The sequence below is a fragment of the Streptomyces sp. NPDC088746 genome (assembly GCF_044751065.1).
GTDB lineage: Bacteria > Actinomycetota > Actinomycetes > Streptomycetales > Streptomycetaceae > Streptomyces.
The window spans coordinates 316,470-334,531 of record NZ_JBIVLA010000003.1; the positions used below are offsets into that span (position 1 = coordinate 316,470).

Annotated in this window: 11 protein-coding genes; 1 reads left to right on the forward strand and 10 read right to left on the reverse strand. The window is 70.1% G+C overall.

All coding sequences use genetic code 11. The features are described from left to right. Window positions 1–46 precede the first annotated feature (46 nt). The 10 genes from ACIP63_RS15945 to ACIP63_RS15990 all read right to left on the reverse strand — a co-directional run bounded on the left by ACIP63_RS15945 (window position 47) and on the right by ACIP63_RS15990 (window position 14,466). Window positions 47–925 (reverse strand): ABC transporter substrate-binding protein, encoded by an 879-nt coding sequence (locus ACIP63_RS15945; RefSeq protein WP_401515847.1) that lies wholly within the window; start codon window positions 923–925, stop codon window positions 47–49. Window positions 926–930: 5 nt separating this feature from the next. Further along, window positions 931–1,623: a GNAT family N-acetyltransferase gene (locus ACIP63_RS15950; RefSeq protein WP_401515849.1), complete on the reverse strand. Its 693-nt coding sequence runs from the start codon at window positions 1,621–1,623 to the stop codon at window positions 931–933. Window positions 1,624–1,672: 49 nt separating this feature from the next. Further along, a complete protein-coding gene (locus ACIP63_RS15955) occupies window positions 1,673–2,578 on the reverse strand; it encodes a YihY/virulence factor BrkB family protein (RefSeq protein ID WP_401515852.1) in 906 nt (301 codons plus the stop codon). Between the two features lie 110 nt (window positions 2,579–2,688). Next, complete coding sequence (locus tag ACIP63_RS15960) at window positions 2,689–3,006, reverse strand: cupin (protein WP_401515854.1); 318 nt, start codon at window positions 3,004–3,006, stop codon at window positions 2,689–2,691. A gap of 32 nt (window positions 3,007–3,038) precedes the next feature. After that, window positions 3,039–4,673: a glycoside hydrolase family 13 protein gene (locus tag ACIP63_RS15965; protein WP_401515857.1), complete on the reverse strand. Its 1,635-nt coding sequence runs from the start codon at window positions 4,671–4,673 to the stop codon at window positions 3,039–3,041. 111 nt (window positions 4,674–4,784) lie between these two features. Then, a complete protein-coding gene (locus ACIP63_RS15970) occupies window positions 4,785–5,741 on the reverse strand; it encodes a carbohydrate ABC transporter permease (protein ID WP_401515860.1) in 957 nt (318 codons plus the stop codon). 15 nt (window positions 5,742–5,756) lie between these two features. Then, a complete protein-coding gene (locus ACIP63_RS15975; RefSeq protein WP_401515862.1) occupies window positions 5,757–6,722 on the reverse strand; it encodes a carbohydrate ABC transporter permease in 966 nt (321 codons plus the stop codon). Window positions 6,723–6,810: 88 nt separating this feature from the next. Then, the gene (locus tag ACIP63_RS15980) at window positions 6,811–8,223 is read right to left on the reverse strand and encodes an extracellular solute-binding protein (RefSeq protein WP_401515864.1); all 1,413 of its coding nucleotides are present in this window, start codon (window positions 8,221–8,223) and stop codon (window positions 6,811–6,813) included. A 393-nt stretch (window positions 8,224–8,616) separates the two neighbouring features. Continuing rightward, window positions 8,617–12,906, reverse strand: coding sequence for a discoidin domain-containing protein (locus ACIP63_RS15985; RefSeq protein ID WP_401515867.1), 4,290 nt, complete (start codon window positions 12,904–12,906; stop codon window positions 8,617–8,619). Window positions 12,907–13,284: 378 nt separating this feature from the next. Next, entirely contained in the window at window positions 13,285–14,466 is a 1,182-nt protein-coding gene (locus ACIP63_RS15990; protein ID WP_401515870.1) for a S8 family serine peptidase, read from the reverse strand. Window positions 14,467–14,814: 348 nt separating this feature from the next. Here ACIP63_RS15990 and ACIP63_RS15995 point away from each other — a divergent pair, with 348 nt between their 5' ends. Next, on the forward strand, window positions 14,815–18,015 hold the full coding sequence (locus ACIP63_RS15995; protein WP_401515873.1) for an alpha-L-rhamnosidase: 3,201 nt from the start codon (window positions 14,815–14,817) through the stop codon (window positions 18,013–18,015). Window positions 18,016–18,062: the final 47 nt, after the last annotated feature.

Here is an 18,062-nt window from a genome sequence, read left to right on the forward strand (position 1 = left end):
GGCTTTTCCCAAATAGTTTTTGCAGAGTTTTTTTGGGAAAACGCGCTCAGTCTCCTGACGCGCCCTCCACCGCCTCCGCGACGAGTTCGAGGAAGCGCGCGTGAGCCTGTGGACTGCACAGCGGTTCGGGGTTCCACGGCACGGTCCGCGCGCCGCGCCCGGCGGCTTCCCAGGCGGGGGCGGTGATCTCGTCGAGCGGTACCGCGTTGGACCGGATGTCCGTCAGGACGACGGCGGGCTCCAGGGCCGCGGCCTCCGCCCAGTCGACGGTGGCCCAGTTGACCCCGGCTCCCGCCGGCGGGGACACCAGGCCGACCCCGAGCTCGGACAGCACCCGCAGTTCGGGCCACATCTGGGGGCGGGCGACGTACGCCTGCTCCGGACCCGCGGGCGAGAGAGCCACCACCCTGGGGCCGGCGGGGTTACGGGCGGCCGCGCGCAACCGCTCGCGGGCGGCGTGCAGTTCGTCCGCGGCGTCGGGGCCGGAGGCACCTCCGAGCGAGCGCGCGAGTTCGGCGAACCGCTCGGCGACCCGCTCCAGGGTGCGCGCCTGCCCCACGTCGATCACGACGACCGGGACGCGCTCCTCCAGGTGCTTGGCGGTGTCCGCGTCCAGTCCGTAGAGCTGGCCGTGACCGTAGCTGACGGCGACGACCAGGTCGGGCCTGCCGCGTAACAGCGTGTCGACGTCCAGGTCGTCACCCGCGCCCCGGTAGTCCACGGAGTCCAGCGGGAGCGTGCCGGTCTTCGCCCGGTCGGGCTCCGTCCCGTCGTGACCGGAGCCGAAGATCCCCTCCGGGCGTATCCCGTGGTCCCACAGCGTCGCTCCCGCCTGGACGTACGCGAGCACCCGGGACGGCCGTTTGTCCGCCACCACCAGCCGGCCCCGGTCGTCCGCGAAACTCCACGCGCTCTGCTGCGTCATACGACTCACCCTTCCGAACCGGCGGCCCGGGCCCTCTCCCGGGCTCGCCCCCCACTACCTGCCCAGCCCGTCGGATCCACACCCTCCGTGGTGCGCCCCAGATAGGTGAGCGGCCCGGGGTCGGGTACGTCGATCACGTGGAATCCGAGCCGGTCGTAGAACGCCCTGGCAGGGGTGTTCGCCGTGAGCATGGACAGATGGACGGCCAGGACCCCCTTGCTGTGCAGCGCTCCCAGGAAGGCGCCCATCAGCTCCCTGCCGTACCCCTTGCGCTGCCAGGGCGGCAGCAGGTCGATGTGCAGGTGCGCGGGGTGTTCGGCCAGCTCCGGGAGGATCATGCGCTCCGGGCGGTACAGGAGGGCCGTCATCGCGTCGGTGAGCGTCTCGGGCTCGCCCTCCGGCTCGGGGAAGCGCTCCGTCACCAGGGGGAGCCAGACCTGCCGGAAGGCATCGGCGAACCACCGTGTGTCCGCCGTCCCCAGGACGTACCCGACCGCGCGCCCGGAGCCGTCGTCCAGGACGAAGGTCAGCTCCGGTTCCAGGTGGGCGTAGGGCTCGGCAAACAGTGCGGGCATCAGCCCCGGATCCGGGTGGAGGTGCGTGCTGTCCCCGCCGTTGTCGGCCGTGCGGACACAGATGTCGGCCAGGGCCTCCCGGTCGGCGGGACGACAGGGGCGTACGTACGGGATCGCGGTCATCGCCCCATCCTTCACCTCTGGGAGCGCTCCCACAAGGCCCGGCGGCGCATCAGGGCACCTCACGCTCCTGGCCGTCCGTGCGGGCGAGTTCGACGTTGAACTGTGCGCCGGTCAGGAGGGCCAGGTTGGTGAACCAGATCCAGATCAGGAAGACCACCAGGCCCGCCAGCGAGCCGTACAGCCGGCTGTAGCTGGTGATGTGGGTCGCGTACAGCGCGAAGCCGGCAGAGGCGATCAGCCACAGCAGGGCCGCGAGCACCCCGCCGGGCAGCGCCAGCCGCACACTCCGGGCGGAGCGCGGTCCGGTACTGAAGAGGACCAGGATGAGGCAGGCGACCAGACAGAGCAGGACGGGCCACTTCAGCCCCGCCCACAGCGTCTCGCCGGCCTGTGCCAGGCCCGCCCGGCGGCCGAGCCAGCGCGCCAGGGGCCCGGTGAGCACGAGGGCAAAGGCGCTGGCCATCAGCAGGACGAGCAGCCCGATGGCCGAGAGCACGATGATGTGCGCCTGGCGCAGCGGCGGCCTGGTGTCCTTCACCCGGTGCATGGCGTGCATCGCCCTGCGGAAGACCGCCAGATAGCTGGACGCGGACCACACGGCGCTCACGCTGCCGGTGGCGACGAGCAGCCAGACGGCGGTGCGTTCCTGGGTGGCCGCCTCCAGGGGCCGGCGCAGAGCCGCTCCGGACTCGGCCGGCGCGAAGGCCGTGATGTCGGCGATCAGGGCGTTGGTGGCGCCGGGATTGGCCAGGCCGATGACGGAGACGGTGACGAGGAGGGCCGGGAGCAGCGCCAGGATGGCGTAGTAGGTGAGGGCGGCCGCCCAGTCGGAGAGGTCGTCGTTCCACAGCGATACGGGGGTCCGGCGCAGAGCGGTGCGCCAGTGCCTCCGCGCGGTGCGCCCTGCCGGGGGTGCGGTTCGTTCCGCGACTGGGCCGTCGGTCCTGCTGGGCACGCGGTTACTCCGGGGGACGTGGGAAAGGCGGATGGCCGGGCCGTCTCACGGCGGCCCGGCTGCTCCCTTTCTCTCATGCCTCGGTCCCGGGGATGTACTCCGGGCGCGGCTCAGTCGTTGACGGCGGTGAGCAGCACCACCGCGTCCTCCAGGGCCAGCAGTCCGTGCCGCTCCTGGGGGACGGGGTGCAGCCGGCCCGCCGCGAGGTCCACGTCCCCGGATCCCGCGGTGAGCCGGACCGCGCCGCGCAGCACCTGGAGCGACGCGGCGGGAGGCGCGTTGTGCTCGTCGAGGGCGGACCCCTCGGTGAGCGCGATCACCGTCTGCCGCAGAGGTTCCTGGCGCAGCAGCAGATGTGCGCTGCGCCCGTGCGCGTTGGCGCGGGCTGCGGCCAGGTGCTCGTCGGCGAGAGCGTTGAGATCATCCATACGACCACTGTGCCGCAGCGCCCGCTCCTCCGCTATCGCGTCCTGCGCAGCCAGGCCGCCGTATCGTCCGGCAGCAGGCCGGAGGGGTCCGGAGGGCCGCTGGTCAGCAGCATCTCGTCGTGGTCGGGCAGGGGCACGGGGCTCCCCGATAGGTTGACGACGCAGATCAGGCCGTGGGTCCGCATGAACGCGAGGACGCCCGGTGACGAGGGCAGCCAGTTCAGTCTTCCGCCGGCCGTCTCGTCGGGGGTGGCGGCGAAGCCCGGTTCGGCGCGGCGCAGCCGCAGCGCCTCCCGGTAGAGGGTGAGCATGGAGCCGGGGTCCTCGCTCTGCCCTTCGGCGGCGTACGAGGACCAGCCCGCCGGCTGCGGCAGCCAGGGTTCGGCCGCGGACCCGAAGCCCGCGTACGGCTCCTCGGAGGACCACGGCAGGGGCACGCGGCAGCCGTCCCGTCCCGGGTCGACGCCGCCGGAACGCAGGTGCATCGGGTCCTGGATCCGCTCGCGCGGGATGTCGGCCTCGGGCAGTCCGAGCTCCTCGCCCTGGTAGAGGTAGACGGCCCCCGGCAGCGCCAGGGAGAGGAGGGCGGCCGCGCGTGCCCTGCGGGTGCCGAGCTCCAGGTCGGTGGGGGTGCCGAAGACCTTCGCCGCGAAGTCGAAGCCGGTGGCCTCGCGTCCGTAGCGGGTGACCGTGCGGGTCACGTCGTGGTTGCACAGCACCCAGGTGGCGGGAGCTCCCACCGGGGCGTGCTCGGCGAGCGTGTCGTCGATCGCGGAGCGCAGCAGCCCGGCGTCCCAGGGGCAGGCCAGGAAGTTGAAGTTGAACGCGGTGTGCAGCTCGTCGGGCCGCAGATAGCGGGCGAAGCGCTCGGAGTCGGGGAGCCAGACCTCGCCGACGAAGATGCCGTCGTACCCGTCGGCGATGGCACGCCATGAGCGGTAGATGTCGTGGAGTTCGTCGCGGTCGACGTACGGGTGGGGGTCGGTGTCCTTGACGAAGTCGGGAAGGGCGGGGTCCTTGGCGAGGAGGGCCGCCGAGTCGATGCGCACACCGGCGACGCCCCGGTCGAACCAGAAGCGCAGGACGTCCTCGTGCTCCTGTCGGACCGCGGGGTGCGCCCAGTTGAGGTCCGGCTGGCCCGGGGCGAACAGGTGCAGGTACCACTGGCCGTCGCCGACCCTGGTCCAGGGGGTGCCGCCGAACTCCGAGACCCAGTCGTTGGGCGGGATCTCTCCCTGGGCGCCGCGCCCCTCCCGGAAGTGGAAGAGCTCGCGCTCGGGGCTGCCGGGGGCGGCGGCCAGTGCCGCCCGGAACCAGCTGTGCCGGTCGGAGACGTGGTTGGGGACGATGTCGATGATGGTGCGGATGCCCAGCTCACGGGCCTCGGCGATCAGCTTCTCCGCCTCGGCGAGATGGCCGAAGGCGGGGTCGATGGCACGGTAGTCGGCGACGTCGTAGCCGCCGTCGGCGAGCGGGGAGAGGTACCAGGGGGTGAACCACAGCGCGTCGACGCCCAGTTCGACCAGGTAGGGCAGCCTGGCCCGTACTCCCGCGAGATCGCCGGTGCCGTCTCCGTCGCCGTCGGCGAAGCTGCGTACGTAGATCTGGTAGATGGCGGCGTCGCGCCACCACGGTGCGGTGGCCTCGGTCGGAGGGTTGGCTGCCACGTGGCGTTCCTTTCGGGCAGGAGGTACTCCGCCCCCGGCCCGTACGCGGGGCGTGCGATGGGAGGGCCGGCGGCGGAGTGCTGGTGGGAGGCGGTGGTGCGGAGGGCGTCGTCAGCCCTTCAGGCCGCCCGCGGTGAGGCCGCTCATGATGTTGCGCTGGAAGAGCAGGAAGATGAGCAGCGTCGGGACGGACGCGATGGTGAGCGCGGCGATGAGGACGTTCTGCGGCACGCCGTTGGACAGCGAGTAGATGCCGACGTTGAGGGTCTGCTTTCCCGGGTCGGGCAGGGTGAGCATGGGCCAGAGGAAGTCCTTCCAGACTCCGACGACCGCGAAGATGGAGACGACGCCGAGGATCGGCCGGGAGATCGGCAGGATGATGGAGCGCAGGGTGCGCAGGGGCGAGGCGCCGTCGATGGCTGCCGCGTCGAGGAGTTCGCCGGGTATGGAGTCGAAGAACCGCTTCAGCAGGAAGATGTTGAAGGCGTTGGTGACCGACGGCAGCCAGATCGCCCAGGGCGAGTTGAGAAGGTTGCGCTCGAAGATCGGTACGTCGAGGACCGTGAGGTACTGCGGCACGACCAGGACGGTCGCCGGGATCATCAGGGTGGCGAGCATCATGCCGAGGATGACCTTGCCGAAGACCGGACGCAGCTTGGAGAGCGAGTAGGCGGCGGCCACGTCGAGGACCAGCTGGAAGGCGAGTGCCCCGAAGGCGTAGTAGAGCGTGTTGAAGAGCAGCCGGGCCAGGTCCATCACGTTCCACGCCTGGGAGTAGTTCTCCGTGTGGACCGAGGAGGGGAAGGCGGTGGGCGGGCTCTGGACGACTTCCTGGGTGGTCTTGAGGCCGCCGGTGACCATCCAGTACAGGGGGCCGAGGAACGCGAGGGTGAAGGCCGCCGCGACCAGGGCGAAGACGATCCAGTAGACCGCCTTCCCCCGGGGCCGGCCGAGCTGGGCCGGTGAGATCAGGGTCCGCTGGCGGCCCTGGTCGGCGTCCCGGCGACGGGCCTTACGGCTGCCGGGACCGCCAGGTCCGCGCCGGGAGACAAGCGTGTTCGATGCCATCGTCGTGCTCCCGTCCTAGTCTTCGCTGCTGCGGCTGAGGCGTACGTACACCGCGGAGAAGCCCGCGAGGACGACGAGCAGGAGGAGGCCGAGGGCCGCCGCGCCGCCGTAGTTGTTGAAGTTGAAGGCGTACTGGTAGATGAGGTAGACGACGGTCGTGGTGGAGCCCTCGGGCCCGGCGCCGTTGGTGAGCAGGAACGGTTCGGTGAACACCTGCATCGTCGCGATGATCTGCATGAGCAGCAGGAGCGAGAGGATGAGCCGGGTCTGCGGGATGGTGACGTGCCAGATCTTGCGGAGCAGCCCCGCACCGTCGAGCTCGGCCGCCTCGTAGAGCTCGCCCGGGATGCCCTGGAGCGCGGCGAGGTAGATCAGCGTGGCCCCGCCCATGTTCATCCAGGTCGACGCGATGACGACGGAGAGCATGGCGGTGTCGGGGTCCTGGAGCCATTGCTGGGCGGGCAGACGGAGGAACTCCAGGATGCGGTTGAAGAGTCCGTAGCCGGGGTCGTAGAAGTACTTGAAGAGCAGCACCGAGGCGACCGGCGGCAGCATGACGGGCAGGTAGACCAGCAGGCGCAGATAGCCCTGCGCGTGCCGGAATTCGTTGAGCACGACGGCGACGACGAACGGGACCGCGAAGCCCAGCAGGAGCGCCAGCACGGTGAAGAGCAGGGTGTTGCGCCATGCCTGCCAGAACGCGGGGTCGTTGAAGACGTAGGTGAGGTTGGACCAGCCGGCCCAGGTCGTCGTGCCGTCCTCGGTCTTCTGGAAGGCCAGGAGGAATTCCCTGACCATCGGATACCAGGAGAAGAAGGAGAAGCAGAGGACGGCTCCGATCAGGAAGCCGTGCGCCGAGATGTTGCGGCGCAGGGCGCGCAGGAACTCCTCGCGGGCGGAGTCCGGCCCGGAGGGGCCTCGGTGGTGGTGCCCGGGGGGCGGCGCGCTCGCCTTCCCGGTGGACAGGGTGGGGGCCGACATGGTCTCTCCTCGGTGCCGGTGCATTCGCTCGCAGACGGACGGTGCGGATGCGGGGCCGGGCCCGCCCGGCCCGGCCCCCGCACGTCCGTCACTGGTTGGCCAGGACCTGGTTGACCTGCTGCTCGGCGGTGTCCAGCAGCTTGTCGATGTCGGCGTCCTTGTTGGTCAGGACCGCGGACATCGCGTTGTCGAGGATCTTGTAGATCTCCTGGGCCTTCGGCGGCTCGGCCTTGCCCTGGACGGGCTTGTCCATGAAGGCCTTGAAGTTCTCGACGGGCATCGTGGCGTTGGCGACACGTTCGGCGTCGTCCGTCGTCTTGCTCTCGCCGAGGAAGAAGTTGGGCTGCGGAAGTCCGACGGGCAGGTTGTCGGCCTTCCTGCGGCCCCAGTCGAACTGCCCCTTCTTCGGGGTGAGGTTCTGGAAGTTCAGCCAGGCGACGGCGGCCTTGATCTTGTCGGGCGAACTGCCCTTCTTGATCATGTAGTTGTTCCCGCCGAAGAGCGTGCCCTCGGCGCCGGGGATCGGGCCCATGCCGAAGTTCTCGTACTCCGCGCCGAGCTGCTGCACCATGTACGTGATGTCGTCGGGCGCGGCGAGGAACATGCCGAGCTTGTCGGTGGCTATCTGCTTCTGCAGATCGCCCCACTTCAGAAGCTGGGTCTTGCCCATGCTGTCGTCCTCCCAGCGCATGTCGTGCAGCTGCTGGAGGACCTGCTTGCCCTTGTCGTCGTTGAACGCGGCCTTCTTGCCGCTCGCGTCCACGACGTCGCCGCCCAGGCCGTACTGCGTGGCGGTGAAGTGCCAGCCGCCGTTGTTGCCGGCGCTGTACTCGCCGAATCCGGCGATGCCGTCGCCCAGTGCCGCGATCTTCTTGCTCGCGGCGCGGACCTCGTCCCAGGTCGCCGGCGGGGTGTCGGGGTCCAGCCCGGCCTGCGTGAACAGCTTCCTGTTGATCATGAGGCCCATGGTGTAGTTGCTGGTCGGCAGCGCGTAGAGCTTGCCGTCCTTGCGGGCGACGTCGAGCACCTGGGGCTGGATGTCCTTGAGCGCCGGGACGGACGTGTCGTTGACGTACGCGGAGATGTCCTCGGCGCCGTCGTTGTCCAGCACCTGCTGGAGGTCGGTGAAGTACGCGTAGAACACGTCGGGCTGCGACTTGCCCTTGAGCATGGCCGTGAAGCGCGGCGGCTCCAGGCACTGGCCGGGCGTCGACTTTCCGTTGATCCTGACGTTCGGGTACTTCTTGTTGAACGTCTTGACGTCCTCGTTCCACTCGCGCAGTTCCGCGGCCTTCGCGGCCGGCGGCATGCAGTCGATCGACAGCGTCACCTTGGCCTTCGGGTCGAGCGGCGCGGCCGGATCGGAGGAACCGCTGCCGGAGTCGTCGTTCCCGTCGCCGCTGCTGCTCGTGCCGCAGGAGGCAAGGGCGGTCAGGGCGAGCGCGGTGACGACGGCGGCCGCGGAGGCACGGCGGGTACGGCGAAACCCAGCATTTCTCATCAGTGGTCCCCTTCGGGCATGAGCACGGAAGGCCTCGGCCGACTTGTCTGCCGGGGCGCGGCATACTCAACCACCGGCAACAAGTGAGCGCAATATCTCGCGCAGTTTTCGTAAATGTTTGACAGCGCTCCGCATGTGATGAGGCGCCGGGCAACAACATCCCGGCGCCTCGATGGAGCACTCCTGTACGCCTCACCCCGGACGGGCAGGGCGCGGCACGCCGCTCGGCCGACCACCGGCACGACGACCCACCAGGGGCCGTCCAGCGGCGATCGGCGGGCGGTGGACCGCAAGAGACGGACTTATGACCGCAAGACGTTACGCGGCTGCGGGTCGCCTCCCGGGGGCCGTTTCCGGAACCCGGGAAGCGCCCGGCCGGCCGCTTCGACCTCCTTACGGATTGATGTTGATCTTGAAGGTGGAGGTGGTGTTCTTCACGTCCTGGGCGTTGCCGCTGAACTTCAGCCCGTTGAAGGTGACCTCACCGACGGCAGGTCCCTGCCCCGCCTCCGGCAGCTCGTTGGCCCACAGACCGAAGCCGGACTTCGCGTCGAACGCGTCACCGCTCTTGCGCGCGCCCGAGATCGTGATGTCGCTGAGCACGGTGTCCTTGATGGGGAACTGCGGCTGGCCTCCCACGTAGTTCGTCTGGAACATGATCCCGCTGTAGGTCGGGTCGACGATGTCCACGTTCGAGATCCGGATGCCCTGGAAGACCTTGGAGGCCGAGAACAGCCAGATCCCGGGGAAGGTCTGCGTCCCCCAGAAGTGACCGCCGGCCCGCACGACCGAGACGTTCTCGATCGCCGTGGGGCCGGTCCCGAACCCGTTCATCGGGTAGCCGAAGTCCAGCGAACTCACGGTGATCCCGGAGTACACCAGGGTGTCGGCGATGTGGATGTTGCGGAAGGTGTTGTCGTAGCCGCCGTACACGGCCACTCCCGCCGCCCGCCACGTGAGGATCGACGTCAGGTTCTCGTACACGTTGTTCTTCATGTCCGCGCCGCCCGCGTCGATCGCCGAGAACAGTGCGAAGCTGTCGTCACCGGTGGCCCGCGCCTCGTTGTTCGTGACGTGGTTGTCCGTGGAACCGTTGGTCATGTTGATGCCGTCGGCGAACATGTTGCGGATCCGGGAGTTCTTGATGGTGACGCCGTCGGTGTTGGCCCCCCAGTAGAGGCACACCATGTGCTCGTTCCAGATGTTGTCGATCACGATGTCCGAGACGTTGGAGAAGTCGAACACCTTGCCCGGCCCGTCGATCCGGGACGTGTAGTTGCCGAAGTACGCGAAGTCGGAGAACGACGAACCCTTCGCACTCGCCTCCGCACGGAATCCGATGTCGGTGTTGTCCTGCGCGGACGGGGCGTGGAACCGGGTGAACCAGGGCCCGGCTCCGGCCACCTTCACGGCCTTGCCGTAGACCTGGAACTTGCTCGATGTGGAGTAGTCACCGGCCGGGAGGTAGACGCCCACCAGGGTTCCGGTGGTGTCCATCCGGACCTTGTCCAGGGCGTTCTGCACGTCCTGGTGGGTGAGGCCTGCGGGCACGGCGTACCGGGCGGGATCAGGGTTCGCCTTCTGCGTGACCTGCTCCAGGCTGACGAAGTCGATCGCGTACGTGCTGGTGTTGGCCGCGTCCTTCTGCAGCCGGATCCTGCTGCCCGCCGGGACGGTCTTCCCCAGCATGACGTTCGCCTCGTCGTAGATGTGCCGGGGCGCGCCCGAGCCGGGGGCGTTGCCCGGCCCGGTCTCGTTCCCGTACAGCCAGGCGTACTTCGAGGTGAGGTCGATCGCCTTGAGGAAGGTGCCGTCCACGTAGACGTTCAGCTTCGACTCGATGCCGCCGCCGCCCGCGGAGTCCGGGATGGAGAACCGGGTGACCAGGGTGTTGGTGGTCGCCCGCGTCGTGAACTCGACGTAGTTCCCGGTGCTGTCGAGCGTCACGGCCTTGCGGCCCGACGCCTCGCCCGCGATGTCGCCGACGGTCCTGTTGGGGCCGACGACCTTGGCCCCGCCGCCGGTGACACCGTCCTCCGCCTCGTACATGTCGTACGGCATGTTGGCGCCGCGTCCGACGAAGAGCGATTCGGTGCTGGTGTTGTTCGCGCGCTTCACCGGCAGCTCGTTGGCGTCGTCGGCGAGCACCACCTTCACCGTGTACGAGCCGTTGGCGGCCGTCCAGGTGCCCAGGGAGACCGGTGCCGTCGTGGAACCCGCGGCGACGGCGCCGTTGTGCGCACCGGTGAGGGTCTTGACCGTCGCCCCCTTGGAGTCGGTCAGGCTGAGGGTGATCCCGTGGCTGCCGCTCGCGGACGCCACGGAGCCCTGGTTCTTCACGGCGACGGAGAAGGTGACCGTGTCACCGGCCGAGGGACCCGACGGGGAGGTCGTGACCGCGCTCGCCACGAGGTCGGAGCTGGACACCGGCTTCACGACCAGTGGGGTGCCGCTGGTGAGGCGGTTGTTCGTCTCGTTCTGCTCGATGATCTCGCCGGCCGGGTCGACGACCGCCCCGAGCGTGTAGCTGCCTGCGTCGCGGGCCCCTATGGACGCGGTGACCTGGGCGGAGGCGCCGGCGGCAAGAGCGCCCACCGAGGCGGTGGCGGCCTTGGATCCGCCGAGCTCGAAGTCCAGCTTCCCGGCGGGAGAGGAGACCGCACCGGAGTTGCGGACGGTGGCCGACAGGGTGACGGGGTCCGATTCCACCGGGGCCGAGGGCGAGGCGGCGACCGCCGTGACCTGGAGGTCCGGGTTGGGGGCCGGAGCACCCAGCACCTGGAACTCGGCGACCTGACCTGCGCCGGATCCGGTGTTGGAGGTGAACTTCAGCTGGACGTCGGCCACCCGGGCGGTGACCGGGATCGTCACCGTGTTGCCCGTCGCCGGGCTGAACGCGTAGTCCTTGGCGGCGGCCAGGCTCGTGAACGAGGTGGCGTCCTGCTCCCGTCCCAGTACCTGGATGTTCTGGGTGCGCGCTCCCCAGCTGCTGTCGGGGTTGAGCTTGACGACGACGCTCTCCGTGTCGGCGTTGGCACCCAGCTTGACCGTCAGCGTGTTGGGGTAGCTGCCGCCCGCGCCCTCCCAGTACGTGCTGAGGGAGTTGTCGTTGGCGTTGGCCGCGACGAACGTGTGGATCACCGAGGACGCGGTGATCGGCTTGGAGACGGCGAGGTTGGACGCGGCGCTCGTGGATCCGTTGCGCGTCACGGTGTTGCTGGCGGCGGAGACGTTGCCCGCGGCGTCCTTGGCCCGCACGACGTAGCTGACGGTCGTGGCGGCGGACTGGGTGTCGGTGTACGTGGTGACGTCGCCGGCCACGCTCTCACGGAGCACGTTGTCGGCGTAGACGTCGTAGCGCGTGACGCCCTTGTTGTCCGAGGAGGCCGTCCAGGTCAGCCTGATCTGCCCGGCCGACGGCTCCGTGAAGGCCAGGCCGGACGGCGCGGTGGGCGCCTGCGTGTCACCGGAGTCGCCGGTGCGGGTGACGGTGTTGCTGTTGCCCGACTGGTTACCCGCCGCGTCCCTGGCCCGGACGTAGTAGGAGACGGTCTGGCCCGCCGGGCGGGTGTCGGTGAAGGTGGTGACGCCGCCCGCCACTCCGGTCAGCAGCGTGTTGTCGGCGTAGACGTCATAGCCCGTGACGCCGGTGTTGTCCGAGGAGGCCGTCCAGGTCAGCTTGATCTGCCCGGTCGACGGCTCCGTGAAGGCCAGGCCGGAGGGCGCGGTGGGCGCCTGCGTGTCACCGGTGGCCGGGCCGTAGACCTCCAGTTCGGAGAGCTGGGCGGCCGGCTGGACGGAGTTGGCGGTGACGAGCACCCGCACGTAGCGGGTCGTGGTCGCGTCGAAGGAGATCGTCGCCGACTGCCCGCCCGCGGCGTCGAAGGTGTAGGCCTTGGACGCGGTCAGGTCGCCGAACTCCGTGCCGTCGGTGCTGCCCTGGATCTTCAGGGTCTGGGAGCGCTGCTCCCAGCCGTCGGGCAGCCGGAGCACGACCCGGTCGACCCGGACCGAGGACCCGAGGTCGGCCTGGATCCACTGCGGGAGCTCGTTGTTCCGGCTCTCCCAGTAGCTGGCCCGGTTGCCGTCGTTGCCGTTGGAGGCCACATACGTCTCGGTGTGGCTGCTCGCCCTGAGCGTCCTGCCCGCGGCGAGGTTCGCCGAGGACTCCCCCGCGGCCCGGACCTCCATCTCGGAGAGCTGCGCGTTCTGCCACCCGGTGTTGGCCGTGACGTTCACGCGCACGAACCGGGTCTGGGTGGCGGGGAAGGATATCTTCACGGCGTTGGAGGTGCCGGGACCGAAGGTGTACGCCGCCGAGCTCTTCAGCGTCGAGAAGCTGGTGCCGTCGGCGCTTCCCTGGAGCGAGAGGGTCTGCTGTCTGCTCTCCCAGCCCGCGGGGAGTTTGAGGGTCACCTCGTCGACCCTGGCGGCCGAGCCGAGGTCGGTCTGCACCCACTGCGGCAGTGCGCCGCCCGATCCTTCCCAGTACGTCGCCTGGTTGCCGTCCGTCACGTTCCTGGCGGCGTACTCGCCGCCGGCACTGCTCGCCGCCGCGGTGCGGCCCGCGGCGATGTTGGGGCCGTCGGCCGCCGCGGCGGTGAGCGACGGCCATCCGATCATCAGAAGACTGGTGGCGATCATGGCGGAAAGCGTCCGCCACCTCCAGCGTTGGGCTCTCATAAGTCCCCGATCTCCAGCCTCGGCGCGGGACACGCCGAGGAGTGCGGCTCTGTCGGCACAGCTCTGCGGCACCTGTTTCTGCACGCGCCGAGCTGAGTTTTGCGCTTGGCGGTCAGAGAGTTGCAGAGAAATGCGAGAGCGTCCACGGTTGCGGCAGAAACCGGAGCACGGTGGGGCGATACGGGGAGACGCGCAAGGGCCGTTCGCTGAGGGGCAATTCAAGAGGGCGACCTCGTGGGCCACCTGCCTCCTGACGCACTCCCATCGGCGTAAGCTTTTTGCGTAAAACTGCAAGCTGCCCGAAAGTGCCTGTTCCACGGCACAGGGAAAAGCGGGGCCCGCAGGACGCGGACCCCGCTCGGTGGAGCCGGCCGGGGGTCAGAGACCGCCGACGTAGAGGAGCCGGTCGGGCGAGCCGGCACCGAGGCCGGTCAGGACGTCAGGGGTCGCCTCCGCGGCGAGCCAGTCGGAGACCTCCTGCGGCGCCGCGTCGGGGTGCTGCTCCTTGTAGAGCGCGGCGGCACCGGCGACGTGCGGGCTGGCCATGGACGTTCCGCTCAGGGTCGTGGAGCCGCCGCCGAGCTTCGCGGACACGATGTCCACGCCCGGGGCGTACAGCCATACACAGGTACCCCAGTTACTGAAGGTCGCCTGCCGGTCCTGGTCGTCGCTCGCTCCCACGGCGAGCACGCCGTCGGCACGTGCCGGGGAGACGTCACAGGCGTCCTGGTTCTCGTTGCCCGCCGCGACCACCGGCAGGGTGCCCTCCGCCGCTAGCGCGTCGAACGCGTCGTCGACGGCCGACGACGCGGGTCCGCCGAGGGAGGCGTTCACGACGGCCGGCTGCTCGGCGTTCTGGGCGATCCAGTCGAGCCCGGCGATGATCCCGGCCCAGGTGCCCGATCCTTCGCAGTTGAGCACCCGCACCGGCACGAGGGAGGCCGCGGGCACGACCCCGTACGTCGTACCGGCCACGGTCCCGGCCACGTGCGTGCCGTGGCCGTTGCAGTCCTCGCCGTTGCGGCCGTCACCGATCGCGTCGTACCCGGCACCCACCCGGCCGCCGAACTCGCCGTGGGCGGACTCGATGCCGGTGTCGAGGATGTACGCGGTCACACCCTGACCCGTGCCGGCCACGTCGTACGTGCCGTCCAGCGGGAGGTTCCGCTGATCGACGCGGTCCTGGCCCCAGCTCCCGGCGACGGCCCGCTTCCCGGCCGCCTCGGAGGCGGGCGGCGAGACGGAGGCCTCGCTGTTCTCCTCGACCGCCTGGACGCCCGTCGCGCCGCGCACCTTCTCGAGCTGCGCGGGCGTCAGGGACGCCGCGAACCCGTGCAGGACCTTGCTGTACGTGAAGAGGGTGCTGACCCCGATCTGCTCGGCCATGGCGGCCGGCTTCTGCTCGGGTGAGACGGTGACGATGTACTGACCGGGGACGGCCCGGGCCGACTTCTGCACCGGCACGAGAGCCTCGCCGGTGTCCGCCGTGGCCGTGGTGGTGCCGATCAGGGGGGCGATCAGCAGTAGAGCGGCTGGTGCCCAGCGGGCGCGCAGGCGCATGCGTTCTCCTTGAGATGGAGGAGCGGATCGCGGACCTGTCAGGTCCGCGAAGTGCGAACACCTGACCTTTCGTCCACATCTCCGGCGAGCCTGAGCCGCGTCAGCCGGACAGCGCAACGATCGGCGCCGGGGCAGGCCCATTCGGCCCATCGCGTGAAAGGTTTCAACTCCTCCTTGCGAGCGAAGATAGACCCGGCCCAGGAGGGCGTCAATGCCGCAGGCAGCAGGCATACAAGTATCAATCCAGAAATGGCATTATCGCGAAAGAACTCTTGACAGTGAGCGGTCAAAACCCTAGCTTCACCGGAACTGAAACGATTCATCACCGCATCGTTACGGAGCCGCGTTGTGATCAGCAGAAGACGACTGCTCAGCACCACCGCCGCCACCGCCGCGCTCGCCGCGGTGTCCGCACCCCCCGCCGGTGCGTCAGGACCCGCGCGGGCCGCCGCGAGCGGCCGGGCTCGCGTCACCGGGCCGACCGTCGAGTACGTACGCAATCCGCTGGGCCTGGACACCCCGCGTCCACGACTGAGCTGGCCGGTCGCGTCGGACAGCCCGGGCCGGAGCCAGACCGCCTACCAGGTGCGCGTGGCCACCGCCCCCGACCGTCTGGGGAAGCCCGACGTCTGGGACAGCGGCAGGGTCGAGTCCGCACAGTCCATGCTGGTCCCGTACGCGGGCCCCGAGCCGGCGTCCCGCACGCGCTACTTCTGGTCCGTGCGGATCTGGGACGCGGACGGCCGGGCCTCCGCGTGGAGCGAGCCGTCCTGGTGGGAGACCGGGCTGCTGGACTCCTCCGACTGGTCGGCCGGCTGGATCGCCGCACCCGAGGCGCTGACCGGCACGCCCGCTCTGGACGGCGCCTCTTGGATCTGGTTCCCGGAAGGCGATCCCGCCGTGGAGGCACCCGCCGCCACACGGTGGTTCCGCGGCCGGGTGGAGGTTCCGGAGGGTGTCACCCGCGCCCGGCTGGTCATGAGCGCCGACGACGGGTTCACCGCCCGGGTGAACGGCGTGGAGGTGGCGCACACGGAGGCCGACGGCCCCGCCGAGAACTGGAAACGTCCGGTCCTCGTCGATGTGTCGGACCATCTCGCCCCCGGGGTCCAGGTGATCGCCGTGTCGGCGACGAACGCGGTCAGCGGCCCTGCCGGGCTGCTCGGAGTGCTGGAACTGACCACGGCCGACGGTGTGGTCACGTCCGTCACCGACGCGGCGTGGCGGGCCACCGACGAGGAACCGTCGGGAGACTGGCACTCCCCCGGCTACGACGACACCGTCTGGCCCGCCGCCAAGGCCCTCGCCCGCTGGGGCGCCGGCCCCTGGGGCGAGGTGAAGGTGGCGTACTCCCCCGCCACCCAGCTGCGCAGGGAGTTCAGGCTCGGCCGCAAGCGGGTCGCGCGGGCCAGGCTGTACTCGACCGCCCTCGGCCTCTACGAGGTGTTCCTCAACGGCGAGCGCGTCGGTGAGGACCGGCTCGCCCCGGGCTGGACGGACTACGACAAGCGCGTCCAGTACCAGACGTACGACGTGACCGGTCTGCTGGCGCGGGGCGGCAACGCGCTCGGGATCACGCTCGCGGCCGGATGGTACGCGGGGAACATCGCCTGGTTCGGGCCGCATCAGTACGGTGAACGGCCCGCCGCGCTCGCCCAGCTGGAGGTCACCTACACCGACGGGTCGACCGAGCGCGTGGTGTCGGGGAGTGACTGGCTCACCGCGGCGGGGCCGGTCACCGGGGCGGACCTCATGGCGGGCGAGGACTACGACGCCCGGCTGGAGACCGCCGGATGGACACGCGCCGGCTTCGACGCGGCCGGCTGGCTCGCCGCCGACACCGTCGACGGGGTGACCGCGGCGCTCGTGGCCGAGGTGGACGGCCCCTGCCGTGTGGAGCGTGAGCTGACCACCCGTGAGGTGACCGAACCGGCGCCCGGTGTCTTCGTGTTCGACCTCGGCCAGAACATGGTGGGGACCGCGCGCCTCACGGTCTCCGGACCGGCCGGCACCACGGTGCGGCTGCGGCACGCCGAGGTGCTGAACCCGGACGGCACGATCTACACGGCCAACCTGCGCACCGCCCGCGCCACGGACACGTACACGCTCAAGGGAGGCGGCCGGGAGACCTACGAGCCCCGCTTCACCTTCCACGGATTCCGCTACGTCGAGGTGACGGGATATCCCGGCACGCCGGGCCGCGACGCGATCGTGGGCCGTGTCATCCACACCTCGGCGCCGTTCACCATGGACTTCACCACCGACGTCCCCATGCTCGACCAGCTCCACCGCAACATCACCTGGGGGCAGCGCGGGAACTTCGTGTCCATCCCGACGGACACCCCGGCCCGCGACGAACGGCTCGGCTGGACCGGCGACATCAACGTGTTCGCGCCCACCGCCGCGTACACGATGGAGTCGGCGCGCTTCCTCACGAAGTGGCTCCACGACCTGCGCGACGCCCAGACCTCCGACGGGGCCTTCACCCATGTCGCCCCGGACCTCCCGGGGGTCGGCAACGGCGCGGCGGGCTGGGGCGACGCCGGGGTGACCGTGCCGTGGGCCCTGTACCAGGCGTACGGCGACGTACGGGTGCTGGAGCAGGCCTGGTCCTCGATGACCGACTGGCTGGGGTATCTGGAGGCGCACAGCACCGGGCTGCTGCGCCCTGCGGACGGGTTCGGCGACTGGCTCAACATCGAGGACGAGACGCCCAAGGACGTCATCGCCACGGCCTACTTCGCCCACAGCGCCGATCTCGTGGCGCGGACGGCCGAGGCGCTGGGCAAGGACCCCGGCCCGTACCGGACGCTCTTCGGCCGGGTGCGCGACGCGTTCCGCGCGGCGTACGTCTCCGCCGGCGGCCGGGTGAAGGGTGACACGCAGACGGCGTATGTGCTGGCGCTGTCCATGGACCTGCTGACGGAGGACGACCGGGGGCCGGCGGCGGACCGTCTCGTGGCGCTCATCGAGGCGAAGGGCTGGCATCTGTCGACAGGGTTCCTCGGCACCCCTCGGCTTCTCCCGGTGCTCACGGACACCGGCCACACGGACGTCGCCTACCGGCTGCTGCTCCAGCGAACGTTCCCGAGCTGGGGCTACCAGATCGACCGGGGCGCCACCACGATGTGGGAGCGCTGGGACTCGATCCGGCCGGACGGTTCCTTCCAGGACGCCGGGATGAACTCCTTCAACCACTACGCGTACGGCTCGGTCGGTGAGTGGATGTACGCGAACATCGCGGGCATCGCCCCGGGCGCCCCCGGCTTCCGGAAGGTCCTCGTGCGGCCGCGGCCGGGCGGCGGGGTGACACGGGCAGAGGGGCGGTTCGACTCACGGTACGGGCCGGTCGCCACACGCTGGAAGAAGGACGCGGACGGCTTCGTCCTCGGCGTCGCACTGCCGGCGAACACGACGGCCGAGGTGTGGGTGCCGGGCGGTGACGAACGGAGTGCGGGCCGGGGCCCGGCGGACTTCCTGCGGCTGGACGACGGGTGTGCGGTCTTCGCCGTGGGGTCGGGCACCCACCGGTTCACGGCCTCCGGCTGAGTACCCGCGTGCCCTGGGGGACCCGTCCCCCGGGGCACGCGGAGCAC